We start from the raw sequence: 16873 nt of genomic DNA, 5'->3' as shown, positions 1-16873 counted from the left end.
GCGCCGAACGGTTCGTCCATCAATAGCACCCGTGGGTCGGCTGCCAGCGCCCGGGCCAGGCCCACGCGTTGCTTCTGGCCGCCGGACAACTGCCAGATGCGCCGCTCGCCGAAGCCGGCGAGGTCGACCAGGGCCAGCATCTCGCGGGCTTTGGCTTCACGCTCGCCGCGCGGTACGCCGGCCAGCTCCAGACCGAAGGCGACGTTGCCCAGCACGTTCTGCCAGGGCAGCAGCGCGTCGTCCTGGAACACTACACCGCGCTCGGCACCAGGCCCTTGCACCGGTACACCGTCGAGGGTGATGCGACCGCCACTGGGGGTAACGAAACCGGCGATCAGGTTGAGCAGCGAGGTTTTGCCGCTGCCGGATGGCCCCAGGGCCACCAGCAGTTGGCGCGGCCCCAGGCTCAGGTTGATGTCGGCCAGCACCGGGGTGGCGGCACCGGGGTACTGTGCGCTGATGCGCTCCAGTTCGAGCAAGGCCATGGCGGGCTCCGGTTCAGTTTGGAAGGAACTTGGCGCTGACGTACGGCGAGTAGTCCGGCAGTACGGCGTCAACCTTGCCTTGCTGCTTGAGGAAGTTGGCCGTGTCGGTCAGTGCCTGGGTGGTCGGTGCACCCAGTGCGCTGGCCTGGTCGGCGGCCAGTGGGTAGACGTTGCCCTGCAGCAGCACCGGAATGTCGCTGGCCTTGGCGCCGGACAGCTTCACCAGTTTGTCTACGTTGCCCTTGTCAGCCAGCCAGGCTTGCGGGTCTTTGCGGTATTCGGCGTAGGCATCGAGGGTGACCTTGGCAAAAGCCTTGACCACGTCGGGGTGCTTCTCGGCGAAGTCCTTGCGCACGATCCAGGCATCGAAGGTGGGTGCGCCTTTTGCGGCCAGCTCGCCCGAGGTGATCAGCACCTTGCCGTTTTCCTTGGCCACGCCCAGGGCCGGGTCCCAGACGTAGGTGGCGTCGATGTCGCCGCGTTTCCAGGCGGCAATGATCGCAGGGGGCGCGAGGTTGAGTATCTGCACCTTGGAGGGGTCGATGTTCCAGGTCTTCAGGGCTGCCAGCAAGCTGTAGTGGCCAGTTGAAACGAATGGCACGGCGACTTTCTTGCCGACCAGGTCTTGTGGCGTGTTGATGCTGTCGCGGGCGACCAGAGCCTCGCCTGCGCCGATCTGCGTTGCGATCAGAAACGTTTCGACCGGCAGCTTGCGGGTGGCGGCGGCGGCCAGCGGGCTGGAGCCCAGGTAGCCGATCTGCACGTCACCGCTGGCTACTGCGGTGATCACATCGGCGCCGTTATCGAACTTGCGCCAGTCAATGCTGGCCTTGCTGGCTTTTTCGTAGTCGCCATCCACCTGCGCCACCTTGGCGGGGTCGACGGTGGTCTGGTAGGCGACGGTCAGGTCGGCCGCCTGGGCCAGCCAGCTGGCGCTGGCGAGGGTCAGGGCGGCGAACAGGCGCAGCGGGGCATGCGGGATCATGGTGAACCTCTCGTCAGGCAAACTGGGGTATGGCGAGAAGGCTAAATGATCTAAGAAATTTAAAATAAATAACTTTTTTGCATTAGCTTAGGAGGTAAAGCAGTAGGAGCGGCCTTGTGTCGCGATGGGGCGCGAAGCGGCCCTGACGATGGCTGCTGCGACGCTGAGCGTTCATGGCCGCGTCGCGGCCCATCGCGACACAAGGCCGCTCCTACAAAGCCTGCGAAGGGCCATAACCTGGGTCAATGGCGAAATCAGATCAGCCTGCTAGGCTTCTCCGTCCCTATAGAACATTAAGGAATTAGGTTATTAGCAAACGTTTGCAAATAGCTGAATGCTATTAGAACCCGTATAGCTACAACGATTGGTTGCAAAGGTTCGTTACATATTCCCTAAAAATCTTAGAAATTCACAAAACGGTCATTTTGGATTTATAGGATTGTCATTATCCTGTAGCGCAGGTGGCGCCTTAGACCAAAGTCGAGAAACGTTTAGAAACGTTTGACTTACCAGTCACACTTTGGGACTAAATCGCCAATCCACGGTGAGCGGGGCACAAGACCCTACCGCCAGAGATACACAAAAATTAGAACGTAGAGGAGCACAACATGTACAAGTCCAGCCTGGCCGTGGCCGTGGCACTGGGGGTTTTTGCCCAAACAGCAGGCGCTGCCGGTTTCGTGGAAGACAGCAAACTGTCCCTCAGCTCGCGCACCATGTATTTCAACAACGACAACCGCGATGGCGGTGCTGACAACCGCGAGTCCGGTCAGGGCTTCAAGCTCGATTACATCTCCGGTTTCACTGAAGGCACCGTTGGTTTTGGTGTCGATGCCCAGGCCTTGTGGGGTATCCACCTGGACGGTGGCCGTGGCAAACACCCTGACAACAGCAGCTTCTTCCCAAGCGACTCGGACGGCTCGGCCGCTAGCCAGTGGGCACGTTTTGGCGCCAACGCCAAGGCTCGCTTCTCCAAGACCGAAGTGCACTTCGGTAGCGCCCTGGCGCCAAACCTGCCGATCCTGGTCTCCAACGACGGGCGTCTGCTGCCGCAAACCTTCGAGGGTGGCACCATCCAGTCGAAGGAAATCGACAACCTGACCATCAACGCCGGTCAGCTGACCCACGCCATGGGTCGTGCGTCGAGCAACCGTACCGGCCTGTCGGTCGCTGGCGCCACTGCCGACAGCAACAAGTTCCGCTACGGTGGCCTGGACTACAAGCTCACTCCAGACCTGACCCTGCAGTACTACTACTCGAACCTGGAAGACTTCTACAAGCAGCACTTCCTGGGTGCCACCCACGTCTTCAAGATCGCCGACGACCAGTCGTTCAAGACCGACCTGCGCTACTTCGACAGCAGCAGCGACGGCAACAACGGTCACGGCGGCGGCTACAACTTCAGCAACAACGGTGGCTACGCCAAGAACACTGGCAAGGTCGACAACAAGACCTGGACCGCCATGTTCACTTACACCCTTGGTGGCCACGCGCTGATGCTCGGTCGTCAGCAAGTCAGCGATGACGGCGGTTTCGTCTGGCTGAACCAGGGCAACGTGGTTGACGGTAACGGCCGCCCTGAAGGCGCTGCCGGTTCCAGCTTCTACCTGTTCACCGACAGCATGATCAACCAGTTCGCCCGTGCCGGTGAGAACACCAACTTCGGCCAGTACTCGTATGATTTCGCCTCGCTTGGCGTTCCGGGCCTGAAGGCTTCGGTTTCCTACCTGCGCGGTGACGACATTCGCTACAAGAGCGGCCACGGCACCTACAACGAATGGGAACGTGACGCCCGCGTCGACTACACCATTCAGCAAGGTACCCTCAAAGGCCTGGGCTTCAGCCTGCGCCAGGGTGTATACCGCGGTGGCAGCAACGAAGCCAGCGCGGACCAGGACCAGACTCGCTTCATCGTGAACTACACTTACAGCTTCCTGTAAGCCGTAGCGACACCAAAGAGCCTCGCCTAGTGCGAGGCTTTTTCATGTCTGCAGACTGTAATGTCAAAAAGCTATAAATAAATCATTATTTATTCTTTTTGTTTTTAGTCAGTTGCAGGCACAGTCAATTCACACGCTGACCACAACCCAGCCCAGGAGCCGCAGCCTATGAGCCTAAAACTCGGCGATATCGCCCCCGATTTCGAACAGGATTCCAGCGAAGGCAAGATCCGTTTCCATGAGTGGCTGGGTAACAGCTGGGGTGTGCTGTTCTCCCACCCGGCTGACTTCACCCCGGTATGCACCACTGAGCTGGGCCTGACTGCCAAGCTCAAGGACGAATTCGCCAAACGCGGAGTCAAGGCCATTGCCTTGTCGGTCGACCCGGTCGATTCGCACCACAAATGGATCGCCGACATCAACGAAACCCAGAACACCGTGGTCAATTTCCCGATCATCGCCGACGCCGACCGCAAGGTTTCAGACCTTTATGACCTGATCCATCCGAACGCCAGCGACACCCTGACCGTGCGCTCGCTGTTCGTGATCGACCCGAACAAGAAGGTGCGGCTGACCATCACCTACCCGGCCAGTACTGGGCGCAATTTCAATGAAATCCTGCGGGTGATCGACTCGCTGCAGCTGACCGACAACCACAAGGTGGCCACGCCAGGTAACTGGCAAGACGGCGACGACGTGGTGATCGTGCCTTCGCTCAAGGACGAAGAAGAGATCAAGCAGCGCTTCCCCAAAGGGTACCGGGCCGTCAAACCCTATCTGCGCCTGACCCCCCAGCCCAATCGTTAACGCATTCCTCGTTGCATCGCTCTTAGCCTCACAGGGATTTTCGGGCCGTTTCGACGGCCTTTTTTTTTGCATTTTTACCGTTACCCGCCCCCTGTAGGAGCGGCCTTGTGTCGCGATGGGCCGCAAAGCGGCCCCAAGATCGCGACGCCAATAAATAACGATAAGGAATAAATAAATAAAAAAATATGATTTCTAGATATATAAACTGACTGCTAATGTCACCCCCAACAGAACACAAGGAAGCGCTGCAATGTTGGTCGTCTCAATCGGTGGTAGCCCAAGTCCACGTTCACGCTCCGGCGTGCTGCTGGAGCGTTCGCGCCAGTGGCTGCAGCATCGCGGCGTCGAAGTGGTGACGTTCCAGGTACGTGACTTCCCTGCCGAAGACCTGCTGCATGCCCGTTTCGACAGCCCGCAGGTACAGCACTTCCAGCAACTGGTGGCCCAGGCCGATGGCCTGATCGTCGCCACACCGGTGTACAAGGCATCGTTTGCCGGTGCTCTGAAAACCTTGCTCGACCTGCTGCCGGAACGCGCTTTGGCACACAAGATCGTGTTGCCGATCGCCACCGGCGGCAGCATCGCCCACATGCTGGCGGTGGATTACGCACTCAAGCCCGTGCTGTCTGCACTCAAGGCGCAAGAGACCCTGCAAGGGATCTTCGCTGACGACAGCCAGGTCGCTTATGCAGAGGGCAGCAAGCCCGCGCAACTGCTACCCGCGCTGGAAGAACGCCTGCAGGACTCGCTGGAAACCTTCCACGTTGCCCTGACCCGTCGGCCGCGCCCCGTGGCCCCCGGTGTACTGAACGAACGCCTGCTCAGTGCTCGCTGGAGCATCTGACCGGTTTTATCCGCTTTACCACCTTACTCGCCCGCCAACGAGGCAAGCAGGTGCAACCCGAACCCTATCGCACAGGAGAGCGCCATGCGCACAGTCTTCTTGCGTCGCGGTCTGGTCGCCCTGTTCGCGGCGGCTGTGTCCTTCGGCGCCATCACCCAAGCCCAGGCCGAGAGCCTGCGGATCGGTTATCAGAAATACGGCACCCTGGTGCTGCTCAAGGCCAAGGGCACGCTGGAGAAGCGCCTGGCCGAGCAGGGCGTACAGGTGCAGTGGACCGAGTTTCCCGGCGGCCCGCAGCTGCTTGAAGGGCTGAACGTCGGCTCAATCGATTTTGGCGTCACCGGTGAAACACCACCGGTATTCGCCCAGGCCGCCGGCGCCGACCTGCTCTATGTGGCCTACGAACCGCCCGCGCCGCACAGCGAAGCGATTCTCGTGCCCAAGGGTTCGCCGGTACAGTCGGTGAAGGATCTCAAAGGCAAGAAAGTTGCCCTCAACAAAGGCTCCAATGTGCACTACCTGCTGGTGCGTGCACTGCAAGACGCGGGCCTGCAGTACAGCGACATCCAGCCGGTTTACCTGCCGCCGGCCGACGCCCGAGCAGCCTTCGAGCGCGGCAGTGTCGACGCCTGGGTGATCTGGGACCCGTACCAGGCCGCCGCCGAGCAACAGTTGCAGGCGCGCACCCTGCGTGACGGCAAGGGCCTGGTCGACAACCATCAGTTCTATCTCGCTACCCGCAACTACGCGACCGAGCACCCAGCGGTGATCAACACCGTTATCGAGCAAGTGCGCGCCGTGGGCGAGTGGTCGCAGGCCAACCCGCAGGAAGTCACCGACCAGGTGGCGCCGCTACTCGGCTTGCCTGCCGACATCACACTTACCTCGGTCAAACGCCAAGGCTACGGCGCCGCGCCCCTCAACCCGGAGGTAGTGGCGGCGCAGCAGAAGATCGCCGACACCTTCCAGGCGCTCAAGCTGATACCCAAGCCGTTGAGCATCAAGGATGTGATCTGGACACCCCCGGCCAAGGTCGCTAGCGCGCCTTGAATGATGCGCCCATGCCGGGGCACCGCCCCGGCTCGTGCCCCCCTTGAGGAGACAACTCCAATGAGTCTGAACATTTTCTGGTTCCTGCCCACCCACGGTGACGGCAAGTACCTGGGCACTGCCGATGGCGCCCGCGCGGTCGACCACGGTTACCTGCAACAGATCGCGCAAGCTGCCGACCGGCTTGGTTTTGGTGGGGTATTGATCCCGACCGGGCGCTCCTGCGAGGACTCCTGGCTGGTCGCGGCCTCGCTGATCCCCGTGACCCAGCGCTTGAAGTTTCTGGTGGCCCTGCGCCCCGGCATCATCTCGCCAACCGTGGCGGCTCGGCAGGCAGCCACCCTCGATCGCCTGTCCAACGGCCGGGCGCTGTTCAACCTGGTCACCGGCGGCGACCCTGACGAGCTGGCCGGTGACGGCCTGCACCTGAACCACCAGCAGCGCTACGAGGCGTCGGTCGAGTTCACCCGTATCTGGCGCAAGGTGCTGGAAGGCGAAAACGTCGATTATGACGGCAAGCACATTCAGGTGAAGGGCGCCAAGCTGCTCTATCCGCCGATTCAGCAGCCCCGCCCACCGCTGTATTTCGGCGGTTCTTCAGAAGCTGCCCAAGACCTGGCGGCTGAACAGGTCGAGTTGTACCTGACGTGGGGTGAGCCACCGGCAGCCGTGGCCGAGAAGATCGCCCAAGTGCGCAAAAAGGCCGCTGCTCAAGGCCGCGAAGTACGTTTCGGTATCCGCCTGCACGTGATCGTGCGCGAAACCAACAAAGAAGCCTGGGCCGCCGCCGACCGCCTGATTTCGCACCTGGACGATGACACCATTGCCCGTGCGCAGGCCTCGCTGGCGCGCTTCGACTCGGTGGGCCAGCAGCGCATGGCCGCCCTGCACGGCGGTAACCGCGACAACCTGGAAGTCAGCCCCAACCTGTGGGCGGGTGTTGGCCTGGTGCGTGGCGGTGCGGGTACCGCGCTGGTCGGTGATGGCCCGACCGTGGCCGCGCGGGTCAAAGAGTACGCCGAGCTGGGCATCGATACCTTCATCTTCTCCGGCTACCCGCACCTGGAAGAGTCGTACCGAGTGGCCGAGCTGCTGTTCCCGCACATTGACGTGAACCGCCCGGAACAACCCAAGGCGGGTGGCTACGTGAGCCCGTTCGGCGAGATGGTAGCCAACGACATCCTGCCCAAGTCCGTCCCGCAGAGCTGAGGGCCAGGCCATGAGTCGTGCAACTTCCAACAACCTTGCCCAGCGGCTGGCGCCATGGGCGCTGCCGGTGCTGCTGCTGGCCGCCTGGCAGCTGGCGGTCAGTGCTGGCTGGCTGTCGACGCGCATCTTGCCGGCGCCTAGCGCCGTGGTCAGTGCTGGCGTCGAGCTGGTGCGTAGCGGTGATATCTGGACCCACCTGGCCATCAGTGGCTGGCGTGCCGGGCTGGGCTTCGTCATCGGCGGCAGCATCGGCCTGGCGCTGGGCTTCATCACGGGCCTTTCGAACTGGGGCGAGCGCCTGCTCGACAGCTCGGTGCAGATGATACGCAACGTGCCGCACCTGGCACTGATCCCGCTGGTGATCCTGTGGTTTGGTATCGATGAGTCGGCGAAGATCTTCCTGGTCGCGCTGGGCACGTTGTTCCCGATCTACCTGAACACCTACCACGGCATTCGCAATGTGGACCCGGCGCTGGTGGAAATGGCCCGCAGTTATGGGTTGTCCGGCTTCAGCCTGTTCCGCCAGGTGATCCTGCCGGGGGCGCTGCCGTCGATCCTGGTGGGCGTGCGCTTTGCCCTGGGCTTCATGTGGCTGACCCTGATCGTTGCCGAAACCATCTCGGCCAACGCGGGCATCGGCTACCTGGCCATGAACGCCCGTGAATTCCTGCAGACCGACGTGGTGGTGCTGGCCATCGTTTTGTACGCCGTGCTCGGCAAGCTCGCCGACCTCGCCGCCCGTGGCCTGGAGCGTGTGTGGTTGCGCTGGCACCCAGCCTATCAAGTGGCGAAGAAGGGGGGCGCATGACCGTGCTCAAGGAACGGCCGCCACGCCTGCTGCGTGGCATCCCGCTGGCCGCCAACGGCGTGCGCAAGGCCTTTGGCCAGCGCGAAGTTTTGAAAGGTATCGACCTGCACATTCCGGCCGGCCAGTTCGTGGCCATTGTTGGCCGCAGCGGCTGCGGCAAGAGCACCTTGCTGCGTTTGCTGGCCGGGCTCGACCAGCCCACTGCCGGGCAGTTGCTGGCCGGGGCCGCGCCGCTGGACGAAGCGCGCGAAGAAACCCGCCTGATGTTCCAGGACGCACGCCTGCTGCCTTGGAAGAAGGTGATCGACAACGTGGGCCTGGGCCTGTCTGGCGACTGGCGCTCGCGAGCGCTGGATGCCCTGGAGGCGGTTGGCCTGGCCGACCGTGCCAATGAGTGGCCGGCAGCGCTCTCGGGTGGCCAGAAGCAGCGTGTGGCGCTGGCCCGGGCGCTGATCCACCAGCCGCGCCTGCTATTGCTGGACGAGCCGTTGGGCGCGCTGGATGCCCTGACCCGTATCGAGATGCAGCAACTGATCGAACGCCTGTGGCGTCAGCACGGGTTCACCGTGCTGCTGGTTACCCACGATGTCAGCGAGGCGGTTGCCGTGGCTGACCGGGTGATCCTGATCGAAGACGGCGAGGTCGGGCTCGACCTCACTGTCGACCTGGCACGGCCTCGGGCGCGTGGTTCGCACCGCCTGGCTGCGCTGGAAAGCAAAGTGCTCAACCGTGTGCTGTCGGCCCCGGGCGCTGCGCCCGAGCCGGATCCTGTAGCCCCTCTGCCCACGCAACTGCGTTGGGCGCACTGAACCCCAGAAGCCAAAAGGAAGCCAATCATGACTATCAAAGCCATCAACGTGCGCAACCAGTTCAAAGGCACTGTGAAAGAAATCCTCGAAGGGCCGGTACTGTCGGAAATCGACGTGCAGACGGCTTCGGGCATCGTCACTTCGGTGATCACTACCCGCTCCGTGCGTGAGCTGGAGCTGCAGGTGGGCAGTGAAGTGATTGCCTTTGTGAAGTCGACGGAAGTGTCTATCGCCAAGCTGTGATGAAAGTGGCCCGCGGGCCGCTTTGCGACCCTTCGCGGGCACGCCCGCTCCCACAGGGGATCGCGCATTTCTTGAGTGTGGGAGCGGGCGTGCCCGCGAAGGGCTGCAAAGCAGCCCCAATAACGCTTAACTCGCGGGGCTGCTTTGCAGCCCGATCGCGACACAAGGCCGCTCCTACAGGTACTGCACAGGTTTTCGGCCTTGTGCCTTTCCCTGTGGGCGCCGGCTTGCCGGCAGTGAGGCCACCAAATTCAACGCTTGATTAGAAACGGCGGTAGATACAACCCCAGGTAGGCCTCGAACACCCGCTTGCCTTCCTCGGCCATACGCGGGGTGATCGCCTCATGCAGCTGCACCGAGCGCGCATACACCCGGTCGCTGAGCTCCATGGCCAGGGCAAACACATCCACATCCAGCGGCATCACCGGCAGGTGAAAATGCTGGTCGAACAACTTGTACATCAGGTCGCCCAGTTCCATGTCGTGCTGCCGATCGGCTTGCACCACTTCACTCAGCCCGTGCTGGGCCAGAATCAGTTGCCGCGCTGCTGCATCCTGGTTGTAGATATCCAGCATGCGCTGCTCGATCAGCCGTGACAGCTCATGCCAGGTACTGAACGCCTGGCTGTCGATCGGTGCCCTCAGAGCCTCACGGAAAGCCCGGTGCACGTCGGCGGTCAACGCCTCGAGCAACGCCGGCACGCTGGCGAAGAAGTGATAGACCGACGACGGCGGAATCTGCGCACGCTCGGCCACGCTGTAGATCGACATTGCCGCCACCCCCACCTCGGCCAGCAGTTCGCGGGCAGCCGCCAGGATCGCTTCGATCCTGGCCTGGCTGCTGGCACGCGGTTTGCGCGGGGTAGCGGTACGCGTCATCAGTTGCTGATCGCCAGGATGCTGGCTTGATAGGCACCCACGAACAGGTCGAAATCACCGACTTCTTCCTGCTCCAGCTCGGCCTGCCTGGCCAGCGACTCGCGGGCCAGCGTCTCGTAGGTTTGTTGCTGCTCCTGGCTCAGCGGCTGTTCACGGAAGGTCTCGGCGTGAATACGGCTCTGGCGCAGCGAAAACTGCACGAAGCTTTCGTCATGCTCGGTCATGCGCGCCAGCACCTGGGCCGAAGGCGTCAGCGAGGCGTCATCGACCTTGGCCTGTTGCGCATCCAGCGCCTTGCTGTGGGCGTCGGTATCTTCGGCCTGGTCCAGTAGCTCGGCCAACTGTCGAATACGCTCGATCAGCTCGCCGGCCCACACCTTCAGGCTGACCGGCTGGCCGTTGCGCTGCAATTCCAGGCCCGGGCGGCGACCTTCCTTGACCACGGCCAGGAAGTTGCTGGTGCACTGGCCACACTCGGCATTGCCCAGTTGCGGGCTTTCTTCCAGGGCACAGAACAGCAGGAATGCATCGAGGAAGCGCGCCTCGGTCAGGTCGATGCCCACTGGCAGGAACGGGTTGATGTCCAGGCAGCGCACTTCCACATACTGCACGCCGCGCGAAGTCAGGGCCTGGATCGGCCGCTCGCCGGTATAGGTGACGCGCTTGGGGCGTATGTTCGAGTAGTACTCGTTTTCGATCTGCAGGATGTTAGTATTCAGTTGTACCCACTCACCGTCGACGTGCGTGCCGACCTCGACATAGGGCGGGTAGGGCGTGCCCACCGCCTTGCGCAGGCTGTCGGTGTAGCTGGCCAGGTTGTTGTAGCAAGGCGTGAGGCCCGCCTGGGCGTTGCTCTGGTAGCCCAGGTCGCTCATGCGCAGGCTGGTGGCGTAGGGCAGGTACAGGGTTTCGGCGTCCAGCTCTTCGAGCTGGTGCGGGCGGCCACGCATGAAGCCTTTGTCCAGGGCCGGCGAGGCGCCAAACAGGTACATCAACAACCAGCTGTAGCGGCGGAAGTTGCGGATCAGCGCAATGTAGGCCGATGACTGATAGTCGCGGTCGGGCTCGCTGCTGCCTTCGGCAGCACGCAGCAAAGGCCACAGAGCCTCTGGCAGCGAGAAGTTGTAATGAATGCCGGCGATGCACTGCATGGTGCGGCCATAGCGCAAGGCCAGGCCTTTGCGGTAGACGTGCTTGAGCTTGCCGATGTTCGAGCTGCCGTACTCGGCGATCGGGATGTCCTCTTCGGCCGGCAACGTGCATGGCATCGATGGGCTCCACAGGTACTCGTCGCCCAGCTTGCTGTAGACGAAACGGTGGGTCTGTTCGAGGCTTTCGAGCACTTTAGCCGGGTCGGCCAGCGCGGGGGTGATGAACTCCAGCAGCGACTCGGAATAGTCAGTGGTGATCTGCTCGTTGGTCAGCGCCGATCCCAGTGCATCCGGGTGCGGAGTCTGGGCCAGGCGACCTTCGTCGGTCACGCGCAGGCATTCGCGCTCAATACCGTGCAGGCACTGCTTGAGCAGGGGAAGATTGGCGCCGAGCAGGCTCAGGCGGCGGTTGAGGAGTTCGCTCAAGATGTATTCCTTCACGCGTCAGTCGCCCCAATATGGGGGTAGAGATAACGGTCTACAAGGGTAGGGAGAAAGGAACTGGCGTTGTCGCCTGGTTTACGCGGATCCAGCAGTGCCAGCGCACTGCTGAAAATACCGCAGATACTGCTTGGTGAGCTAGAGAACCGCAAAGGTTCCTTGCGCCTTGGCCACCAGTTTGTCGCCCTGGACTACGTCGGCGTCGACCACCAGGGTACGCCGCCCGGCATGCAGCACGCGGGCGGTGCACAGGACCTCGCCGTCACTGACGGCGCGCATGTAGTTGATCTTGCATTCGATGGTGACGCTTTGCTGGTCAAAGCCATGGTTGGCCGAACAGGCCAGGCCCATGGCGATATCCACCAGGCTGAAAATAGCCCCGCCGTGCAGCTTCTGGCCACGGTTGCGCAACTGCGGCTGCAGCGCCAGGGCGACCTCGGCAACGCCGGGCTCCAGGCGTTGCAGGCGGCAGCCAAGGAGCTGGCTGAAGGCGCTTTCGACATATTCGCGTGGTATGTCCATCACTTCTTCTTCAGCTGCTTGGCGTTGGCGAACAGCGCGGCCATGGCGTTGTTGGCCGGGGCCGCGGTAGCGGTTTCACGTTGGCGCGGCGCCTGTTGCTGGCGGTTGCCTGCCGGGCCACGGTTACCGCCGCGGTTGCCTTCGACCTTTTCGCCCGGGGTGTCGCTCATGCGCATCGACAAGCCCACACGCTTGCGCGGGATGTCCACCTCCATGACCTTGACCTTGACCACGTCGCCGGCCTTGACCGCCTCACGCGGGTCCTTGACGAACTTCTCCGACAGCGCCGAGATATGCACCAGGCCGTCCTGGTGCACGCCGATATCGACGAAGGCACCGAAGTTGGTGACGTTGGTCACCACGCCTTCGAGGATCATGCCTGGCTCCAGGTCCTTGAGGTCTTCGACGCCATCCTGGAAGGTGGCGGTCTTGAACTCCGGGCGGGGGTCGCGGCCGGGCTTGTCCAGCTCCTGCAGGATGTCGGTCACGGTCGGCAGGCCGAAGGTTTCGTCGGTGAAACGCTTGGGGTCCAGGCGCTTGAGGAAGCTGCTGTCGCCGATCAGCGAGCGAATGTCGCGGTCGGTATCGGCGGCGATGCGCTGTACCAGGGGGTAGGCTTCGGGGTGAACCGCCGAGGCGTCCAGCGGGTTGTCGCCGTTCATCACCCGCAGGAAGCCGGCAGCCTGCTCGAAGGTTTTCTCGCCCAGGCGGCTGACCTTTTTCAGCGCCGCGCGGGTGGCGAACGGGCCGTTGGCGTCGCGGTGCGCGACAATGTTCTGTGCCAGCGTGGCGTTAAGCCCGGAGATGCGCGTCAGCAGCGCCACCGAGGCGGTATTCACATCCACGCCCACGGCGTTCACGCAGTCCTCGACCACGGCGTCCAGGCCACGGGCCAGCTTCAACTGCGAGACGTCGTGCTGGTACTGGCCGACGCCGATAGATTTCGGGTCGATCTTCACCAGTTCAGCCAACGGATCCTGCAGGCGGCGGGCAATCGATACGGCGCCGCGGATCGATACGTCCAGGTCCGGGAATTCGCGGGCGGCCAGTTCCGATGCCGAGTAAACCGACGCGCCGGCTTCGGAAACCATGACCTTGGTGATTTTCAGGGCTGGATATTTCTTGACCAGTTCGGCGACCAGCTTGTCGCTTTCGCGGCTGGCGGTACCGTTGCCGATGGCAATCAGCTCTACCGAGTGTTTGGCGCACAGCGCGGCCATGATGGCGATGGTCCGGTCCCAGTCGTTTTTCGGGGCGTGCGGGTAGACCGTGGTGTGGTCCAGCAGCTTGCCGGTGGCGTCGACCACGGCGATCTTGCAGCCAGTGCGCAGGCCAGGGTCGAAGCCCAGTGTGGCGCGCGGGCCGGCCGGGGCCGCCAGCAGCAGGTCGTGCAGGTTGTGGGCGAACACGTTGATCGCCTCGCCTTCGGCGTTGTCGCGCAGTTCGCCGAACAGGTCGGTTTCCAGGTGGGTGTAGAGCTTGACCTTCCAGGTCCAGCGCACCACTTCAGCCAGCCATTTGTCGGCCGGGCGGCTGCGGTTCTCGATGCCGACGTGGTTGCTGATCATCAGCTCGCACGGGTGCAGGGTACCGGGCAGTTCTTCACCGACTTTCAGCGAAGCGCTCAGCACGCCCTCGTTGCGCCCGCGGAAAATTGCCAGGGCGCGGTGCGAAGGGGCGGTGCGCAACAGCTCGTCATGGGCGAAGTAGTCGCGGAACTTGGCGCCTTCTTCTTCCTTGCCGGCCACCACGCGGGCACTGAGCACGGCTTCCTGCTTGAGGAAGCTGCGCAGTTTGTCGAGCAACGCGGCGTCCTCGGCAAAGCGCTCCATGAGGATGTACTTGGCGCCTTCCAGGGCGGCCTTCACGTCGGCCACGCCCTTGTCGGCATCGACGAAGCGTGCCGCTTCGCTTTCCGGGGTCAGTGACGGGTCGTTGAACAGGCCGTCGGCCAGCTCGCCGAGGCCGGCTTCGAGGGCGATCTGGCCCTTGGTGCGGCGCTTCTGCTTGTACGGCAGGTACAGGTCTTCGAGGCGGGTCTTGGTGTCGGCCAGCTTGATTTCGCGGGCCAGTTCCGGGGTCAGCTTGCCCTGTTCCTCGATGCTGGAGAGGATGCTGGCGCGGCGTTCGTCGAGTTCGCGCAGGTAGCGCAGGCGCTCTTCCAGATGGCGCAGCTGGGTGTCGTCCAGGCTACCGGTCACTTCCTTGCGGTAACGGGCGATGAAAGGCACGGTCGAGCCTTCGTCCAACAGGCCCACGGCCGCCTCGACCTGCTGGGGGCGTACGCCCAGTTCCTCGGCGATACGGCTGTTGATGCTGTCCATGTAAACCACCTGACATTTGTGAATACGGGGGTCGCCTATGGGCTTTCGCCCGGCGGCGCAGGATGAAAGCGGCGCATTATACCCATCGCAAACCGCTTGCGGTGATGGCGCCCGGCCAGTCGGAACTGGCGCCCGGGGAAAAATCTGCTAACAATGCTCACGGCACGCGTTGCAATGGCTACGCCATAATGCGCGGCGATCTCAGAGGAGTTATTCATGACCGGCACGCCGAACACCGCAGAAGGTGAAAAGATTCTCATCGTCGACGACGATCCAGGGCTGAGCAGCCTGCTGGAACGTTTCTTCACCAGCAAAGGCTACCGAGCCCGCGCGGTGCCCAACACCGAACAGATGGACCGCCTGCTGTCCCGCGAGGTCTTCAACCTGGTGGTGCTGGACCTGATGCTGCCGGGCGAAGACGGCCTGTCGGCGTGCAAGCGCCTGCGCCAGCACAACAACCAGATCCCGATCATCATGCTCACTGCCAAGGGTGACGAGCTCAGCCGCATCAAGGGCCTGGAGCTGGGTGCCGATGACTACCTGGGCAAGCCGTTCAACCCGGACGAGCTGATGGCCCGGGTCAAGGCCGTGCTGCGCCGCCAGGCACCCACCGTGCCAGGGGCACCGGGTAGCGAAGACGAGTCGGTCACCTTCGGCGACTACGAGTTGTCGCTGGCCACCCGCGAACTCAAGCGTGGCGACGAAGTGCACATGCTCACCACCGGTGAGTTCGCCGTGCTCAAGGCGCTGGTCATGCATGCCCGCGAGCCGCTGACCCGCGACAAGCTGATGAACCTGGCCCGTGGCCGTGAATGGGATGCCCTGGAGCGCTCCATCGACGTTCAGATTTCGCGCCTGCGGCGCATGATCGAGCCCGACCCGTCCAAGCCCCGCTACATCCAGACCGTGTGGGGCGTGGGCTACGTGTTCGTGCCGGACGGAAACGCCGGAAAGTGATGCCTGACCGTCGATGAAAACACCGCTCTGGTTTCCGCAAAGCTTCTTCGCCCGCACCCTGTGGCTGGTGTTGATCGTTGTCCTGTTCTCCAAGGCCCTGACCCTGGTCTACCTGCTGATGAACGAGGACGTACTGGTCGACCGGCAGTACAGCCACGGTGTGGCGCTGACTTTGCGCGCGTATTGGGCTGCCGACGAAGAAAACCGCGACAAGATCGCCGAGGCGGCAGGCCTCATTCGTGTGACCGGCTCGGGCGTGCCCGAAGGCGAGCAGCACTGGCCCTACAGCGAAATCTACCAACGCCAGATGCAGGCCGAGCTGGGCGAGGACACCGAAGTACGCCTGCGCATTCATGCGCCGCCGGCGCTGTGGGTAAATGCGCCGAGCCTGGGCCCGGGCTGGTTGAAGGTGCCGTTGTACCCGCACCCGCTACGCGGGCAGAAAATCTGGAACGTGCTGGGCTGGTTCCTGGCCATTGGCCTGTTGTCCACCGCTTCGGCGTGGATCTTCGTGCGGCAGTTGAACCAGCCGCTCAAGCGTCTGGTGTTCGCCGCCCGCCAGCTGGGCCAGGGGCGCAGCGTGCGGTTGCCGATCAGCGACACCCCCAGCGAGATGACCGAGGTGTACAGGGCCTTCAACCAGATGGCCGAAGACGTCGAGCAGGCCGGGCGTGAACGCGAGCTGATGCTGGCCGGGGTTTCGCATGACTTGCGTACACCGCTCACGCGCCTGCGTTTGTCGTTGTCGTTGCTCAACAGCGACAACGACCTGAGCGACGATATGGTCCGTGATATCGAAGACATGGACGCGATTCTCGACCAGTTCCTGGCGTTTATCCGTGATGGCCGGGACGAGCCGGTCGAAGAGGTCGACCTGGGGGACCTGGTGCGTGAGGTGGTCGCCCCCTACAACCAGCCGGAAGAACGTGTGCGCCTGTGCCTGGAGCCGATCCCGCCGTTCCCGCTGCGCCGCGTGTCGCTCAAGCGCATGTTGGGCAACCTGATCGGCAACGCCTTGCACCACGCGGGCAAAGGGGTCGAGGTGGCAGCCTATGTCTCGGGTGACGAAAGTGCGCCGTACGTGGTGCTGAGCGTGCTGGACCGCGGTACCGGCATTGACGAGTCGGAGCTGGAAACCATCTTCAACCCGTTCATCCGGGGTGACCGGGCGCGGGGTGGCAAGGGGACCGGGTTGGGGTTGGCCATCGTCAAGCGTATTGCGGCGCAGCATGGCGGCAATGTCGAGCTACGCAACCGGTCCGGGGGCGGTATCGAGGCGCGGGTGCGGTTGCCGTTGGGGCTGTTGCTGCCGCGTAACGCCGTTTGAGTTTGGTTGGCTGTGCCGGCCCTGTCGCCGGCAAGCCCACGGGGATCGCATCAGGTCTGACAGGTGTTTGCCAAAGGTATGCAGCGCCTGTTA

At 62.9% G+C, this 16873-nt stretch carries 16 protein-coding genes; 10 read left to right on the top strand and 6 right to left on the bottom strand.

From position 1 onward, the window contains the following. On the bottom strand, window positions 1–485 hold a 485-nt coding region (locus G1E_RS29715; RefSeq protein ID WP_047150046.1), incomplete at its 3' end, for an ATP-binding cassette domain-containing protein. Between the two features lie 13 nt (window positions 486–498). Next, on the bottom strand, window positions 499–1470 hold the full coding sequence (gene tauA / locus G1E_RS19680) for a taurine ABC transporter substrate-binding protein (protein ID WP_009682237.1): 972 nt from the start codon (window positions 1468–1470) through the stop codon (window positions 499–501). Between the two features lie 608 nt (window positions 1471–2078). On the opposite strand from tauA, the gene G1E_RS19675 reads away from it, so the two are divergent. The 8 genes from G1E_RS19675 to G1E_RS19640 all read left to right on the top strand — a co-directional run bounded on the left by G1E_RS19675 (window position 2079) and on the right by G1E_RS19640 (window position 9180). Then, window positions 2079–3410: an OprD family porin gene (locus G1E_RS19675; RefSeq protein ID WP_009682238.1), complete on the top strand. Its 1332-nt coding sequence runs from the start codon at window positions 2079–2081 to the stop codon at window positions 3408–3410. Between the two features lie 168 nt (window positions 3411–3578). Beyond that, window positions 3579–4217 carry a peroxiredoxin gene (locus G1E_RS19670; protein ID WP_009682239.1) on the top strand — a complete coding sequence of 213 codons (639 nt, stop codon included), beginning with the start codon at window positions 3579–3581 and terminating at the stop codon, window positions 4215–4217. 250 nt (window positions 4218–4467) lie between these two features. Next, window positions 4468–5061, top strand: coding sequence for an NADPH-dependent FMN reductase (gene ssuE, locus G1E_RS19665; protein WP_009682240.1), 594 nt, complete (start codon window positions 4468–4470; stop codon window positions 5059–5061). Window positions 5062–5145: 84 nt separating this feature from the next. Then, entirely contained in the window at window positions 5146–6111 is a 966-nt protein-coding gene (locus G1E_RS19660) for a sulfonate ABC transporter substrate-binding protein (protein ID WP_047150041.1), read from the top strand. Between the two features lie 60 nt (window positions 6112–6171). Further along, window positions 6172–7320 carry an FMNH2-dependent alkanesulfonate monooxygenase gene (gene ssuD / locus G1E_RS19655; RefSeq protein ID WP_009682242.1) on the top strand — a complete coding sequence of 383 codons (1149 nt, stop codon included), beginning with the start codon at window positions 6172–6174 and terminating at the stop codon, window positions 7318–7320. 10 nt (window positions 7321–7330) lie between these two features. Beyond that, window positions 7331–8128, top strand: coding sequence for an aliphatic sulfonate ABC transporter permease SsuC (gene ssuC, locus G1E_RS19650; protein WP_009682243.1), 798 nt, complete (start codon window positions 7331–7333; stop codon window positions 8126–8128). Beyond that, a complete protein-coding gene (gene ssuB, locus G1E_RS19645; protein WP_009682244.1) occupies window positions 8125–8937 on the top strand; it encodes an aliphatic sulfonates ABC transporter ATP-binding protein in 813 nt (270 codons plus the stop codon). Before ssuC ends, ssuB begins: the two co-directional genes overlap by 4 nt. A gap of 27 nt (window positions 8938–8964) precedes the next feature. Then, window positions 8965–9180, top strand: a complete 216-nt coding sequence (locus tag G1E_RS19640) for a molybdopterin-binding protein (protein WP_003255829.1) — start codon at window positions 8965–8967, stop codon at window positions 9178–9180. 251 nt (window positions 9181–9431) lie between these two features. Here the strand turns inward: G1E_RS19640 and G1E_RS19635 are convergent, their stop codons facing one another. The 4 genes from G1E_RS19635 to G1E_RS19620 form a co-directional block, all read right to left on the bottom strand. Continuing rightward, entirely contained in the window at window positions 9432–10058 is a 627-nt protein-coding gene (locus G1E_RS19635) for a TetR/AcrR family transcriptional regulator (protein WP_009682245.1), read from the bottom strand. Beyond that, a complete protein-coding gene (gene gshA, locus G1E_RS19630) occupies window positions 10058–11635 on the bottom strand; it encodes a glutamate--cysteine ligase (protein WP_009682246.1) in 1578 nt (525 codons plus the stop codon). Before gshA ends, G1E_RS19635 begins: the two co-directional genes overlap by 1 nt. Window positions 11636–11788: 153 nt before the next feature. Next, window positions 11789–12172, bottom strand: a complete 384-nt coding sequence (locus G1E_RS19625) for a PaaI family thioesterase (protein WP_009682247.1) — start codon at window positions 12170–12172, stop codon at window positions 11789–11791. Then, window positions 12172–14496 carry a Tex family protein gene (locus G1E_RS19620; protein WP_009682248.1) on the bottom strand — a complete coding sequence of 775 codons (2325 nt, stop codon included), beginning with the start codon at window positions 14494–14496 and terminating at the stop codon, window positions 12172–12174. Before G1E_RS19620 ends, G1E_RS19625 begins: the two co-directional genes overlap by 1 nt. 216 nt (window positions 14497–14712) lie before the next feature. Here G1E_RS19620 and ompR point away from each other — a divergent pair, with 216 nt between their 5' ends. Together ompR and G1E_RS19610 are read left to right on the top strand one after the other, a co-directional pair. Next, window positions 14713–15453, top strand: a complete 741-nt coding sequence (gene ompR, locus G1E_RS19615) for a two-component system response regulator OmpR (protein WP_009682249.1) — start codon at window positions 14713–14715, stop codon at window positions 15451–15453. Between the two features lie 13 nt (window positions 15454–15466). After that, window positions 15467–16780 carry an ATP-binding protein gene (locus G1E_RS19610; RefSeq protein WP_009682250.1) on the top strand — a complete coding sequence of 438 codons (1314 nt, stop codon included), beginning with the start codon at window positions 15467–15469 and terminating at the stop codon, window positions 16778–16780. Window positions 16781–16873 lie beyond the last annotated feature (93 nt).

This window comes from Pseudomonas sp. TJI-51 (assembly GCF_000190455.2).
GTDB lineage: Bacteria > Pseudomonadota > Gammaproteobacteria > Pseudomonadales > Pseudomonadaceae > Aquipseudomonas > Aquipseudomonas juntendi.
The sequence above is the reverse complement of the archived record's forward strand: the minus strand, read 5'-3'. Positions and strand labels throughout refer to the sequence as shown.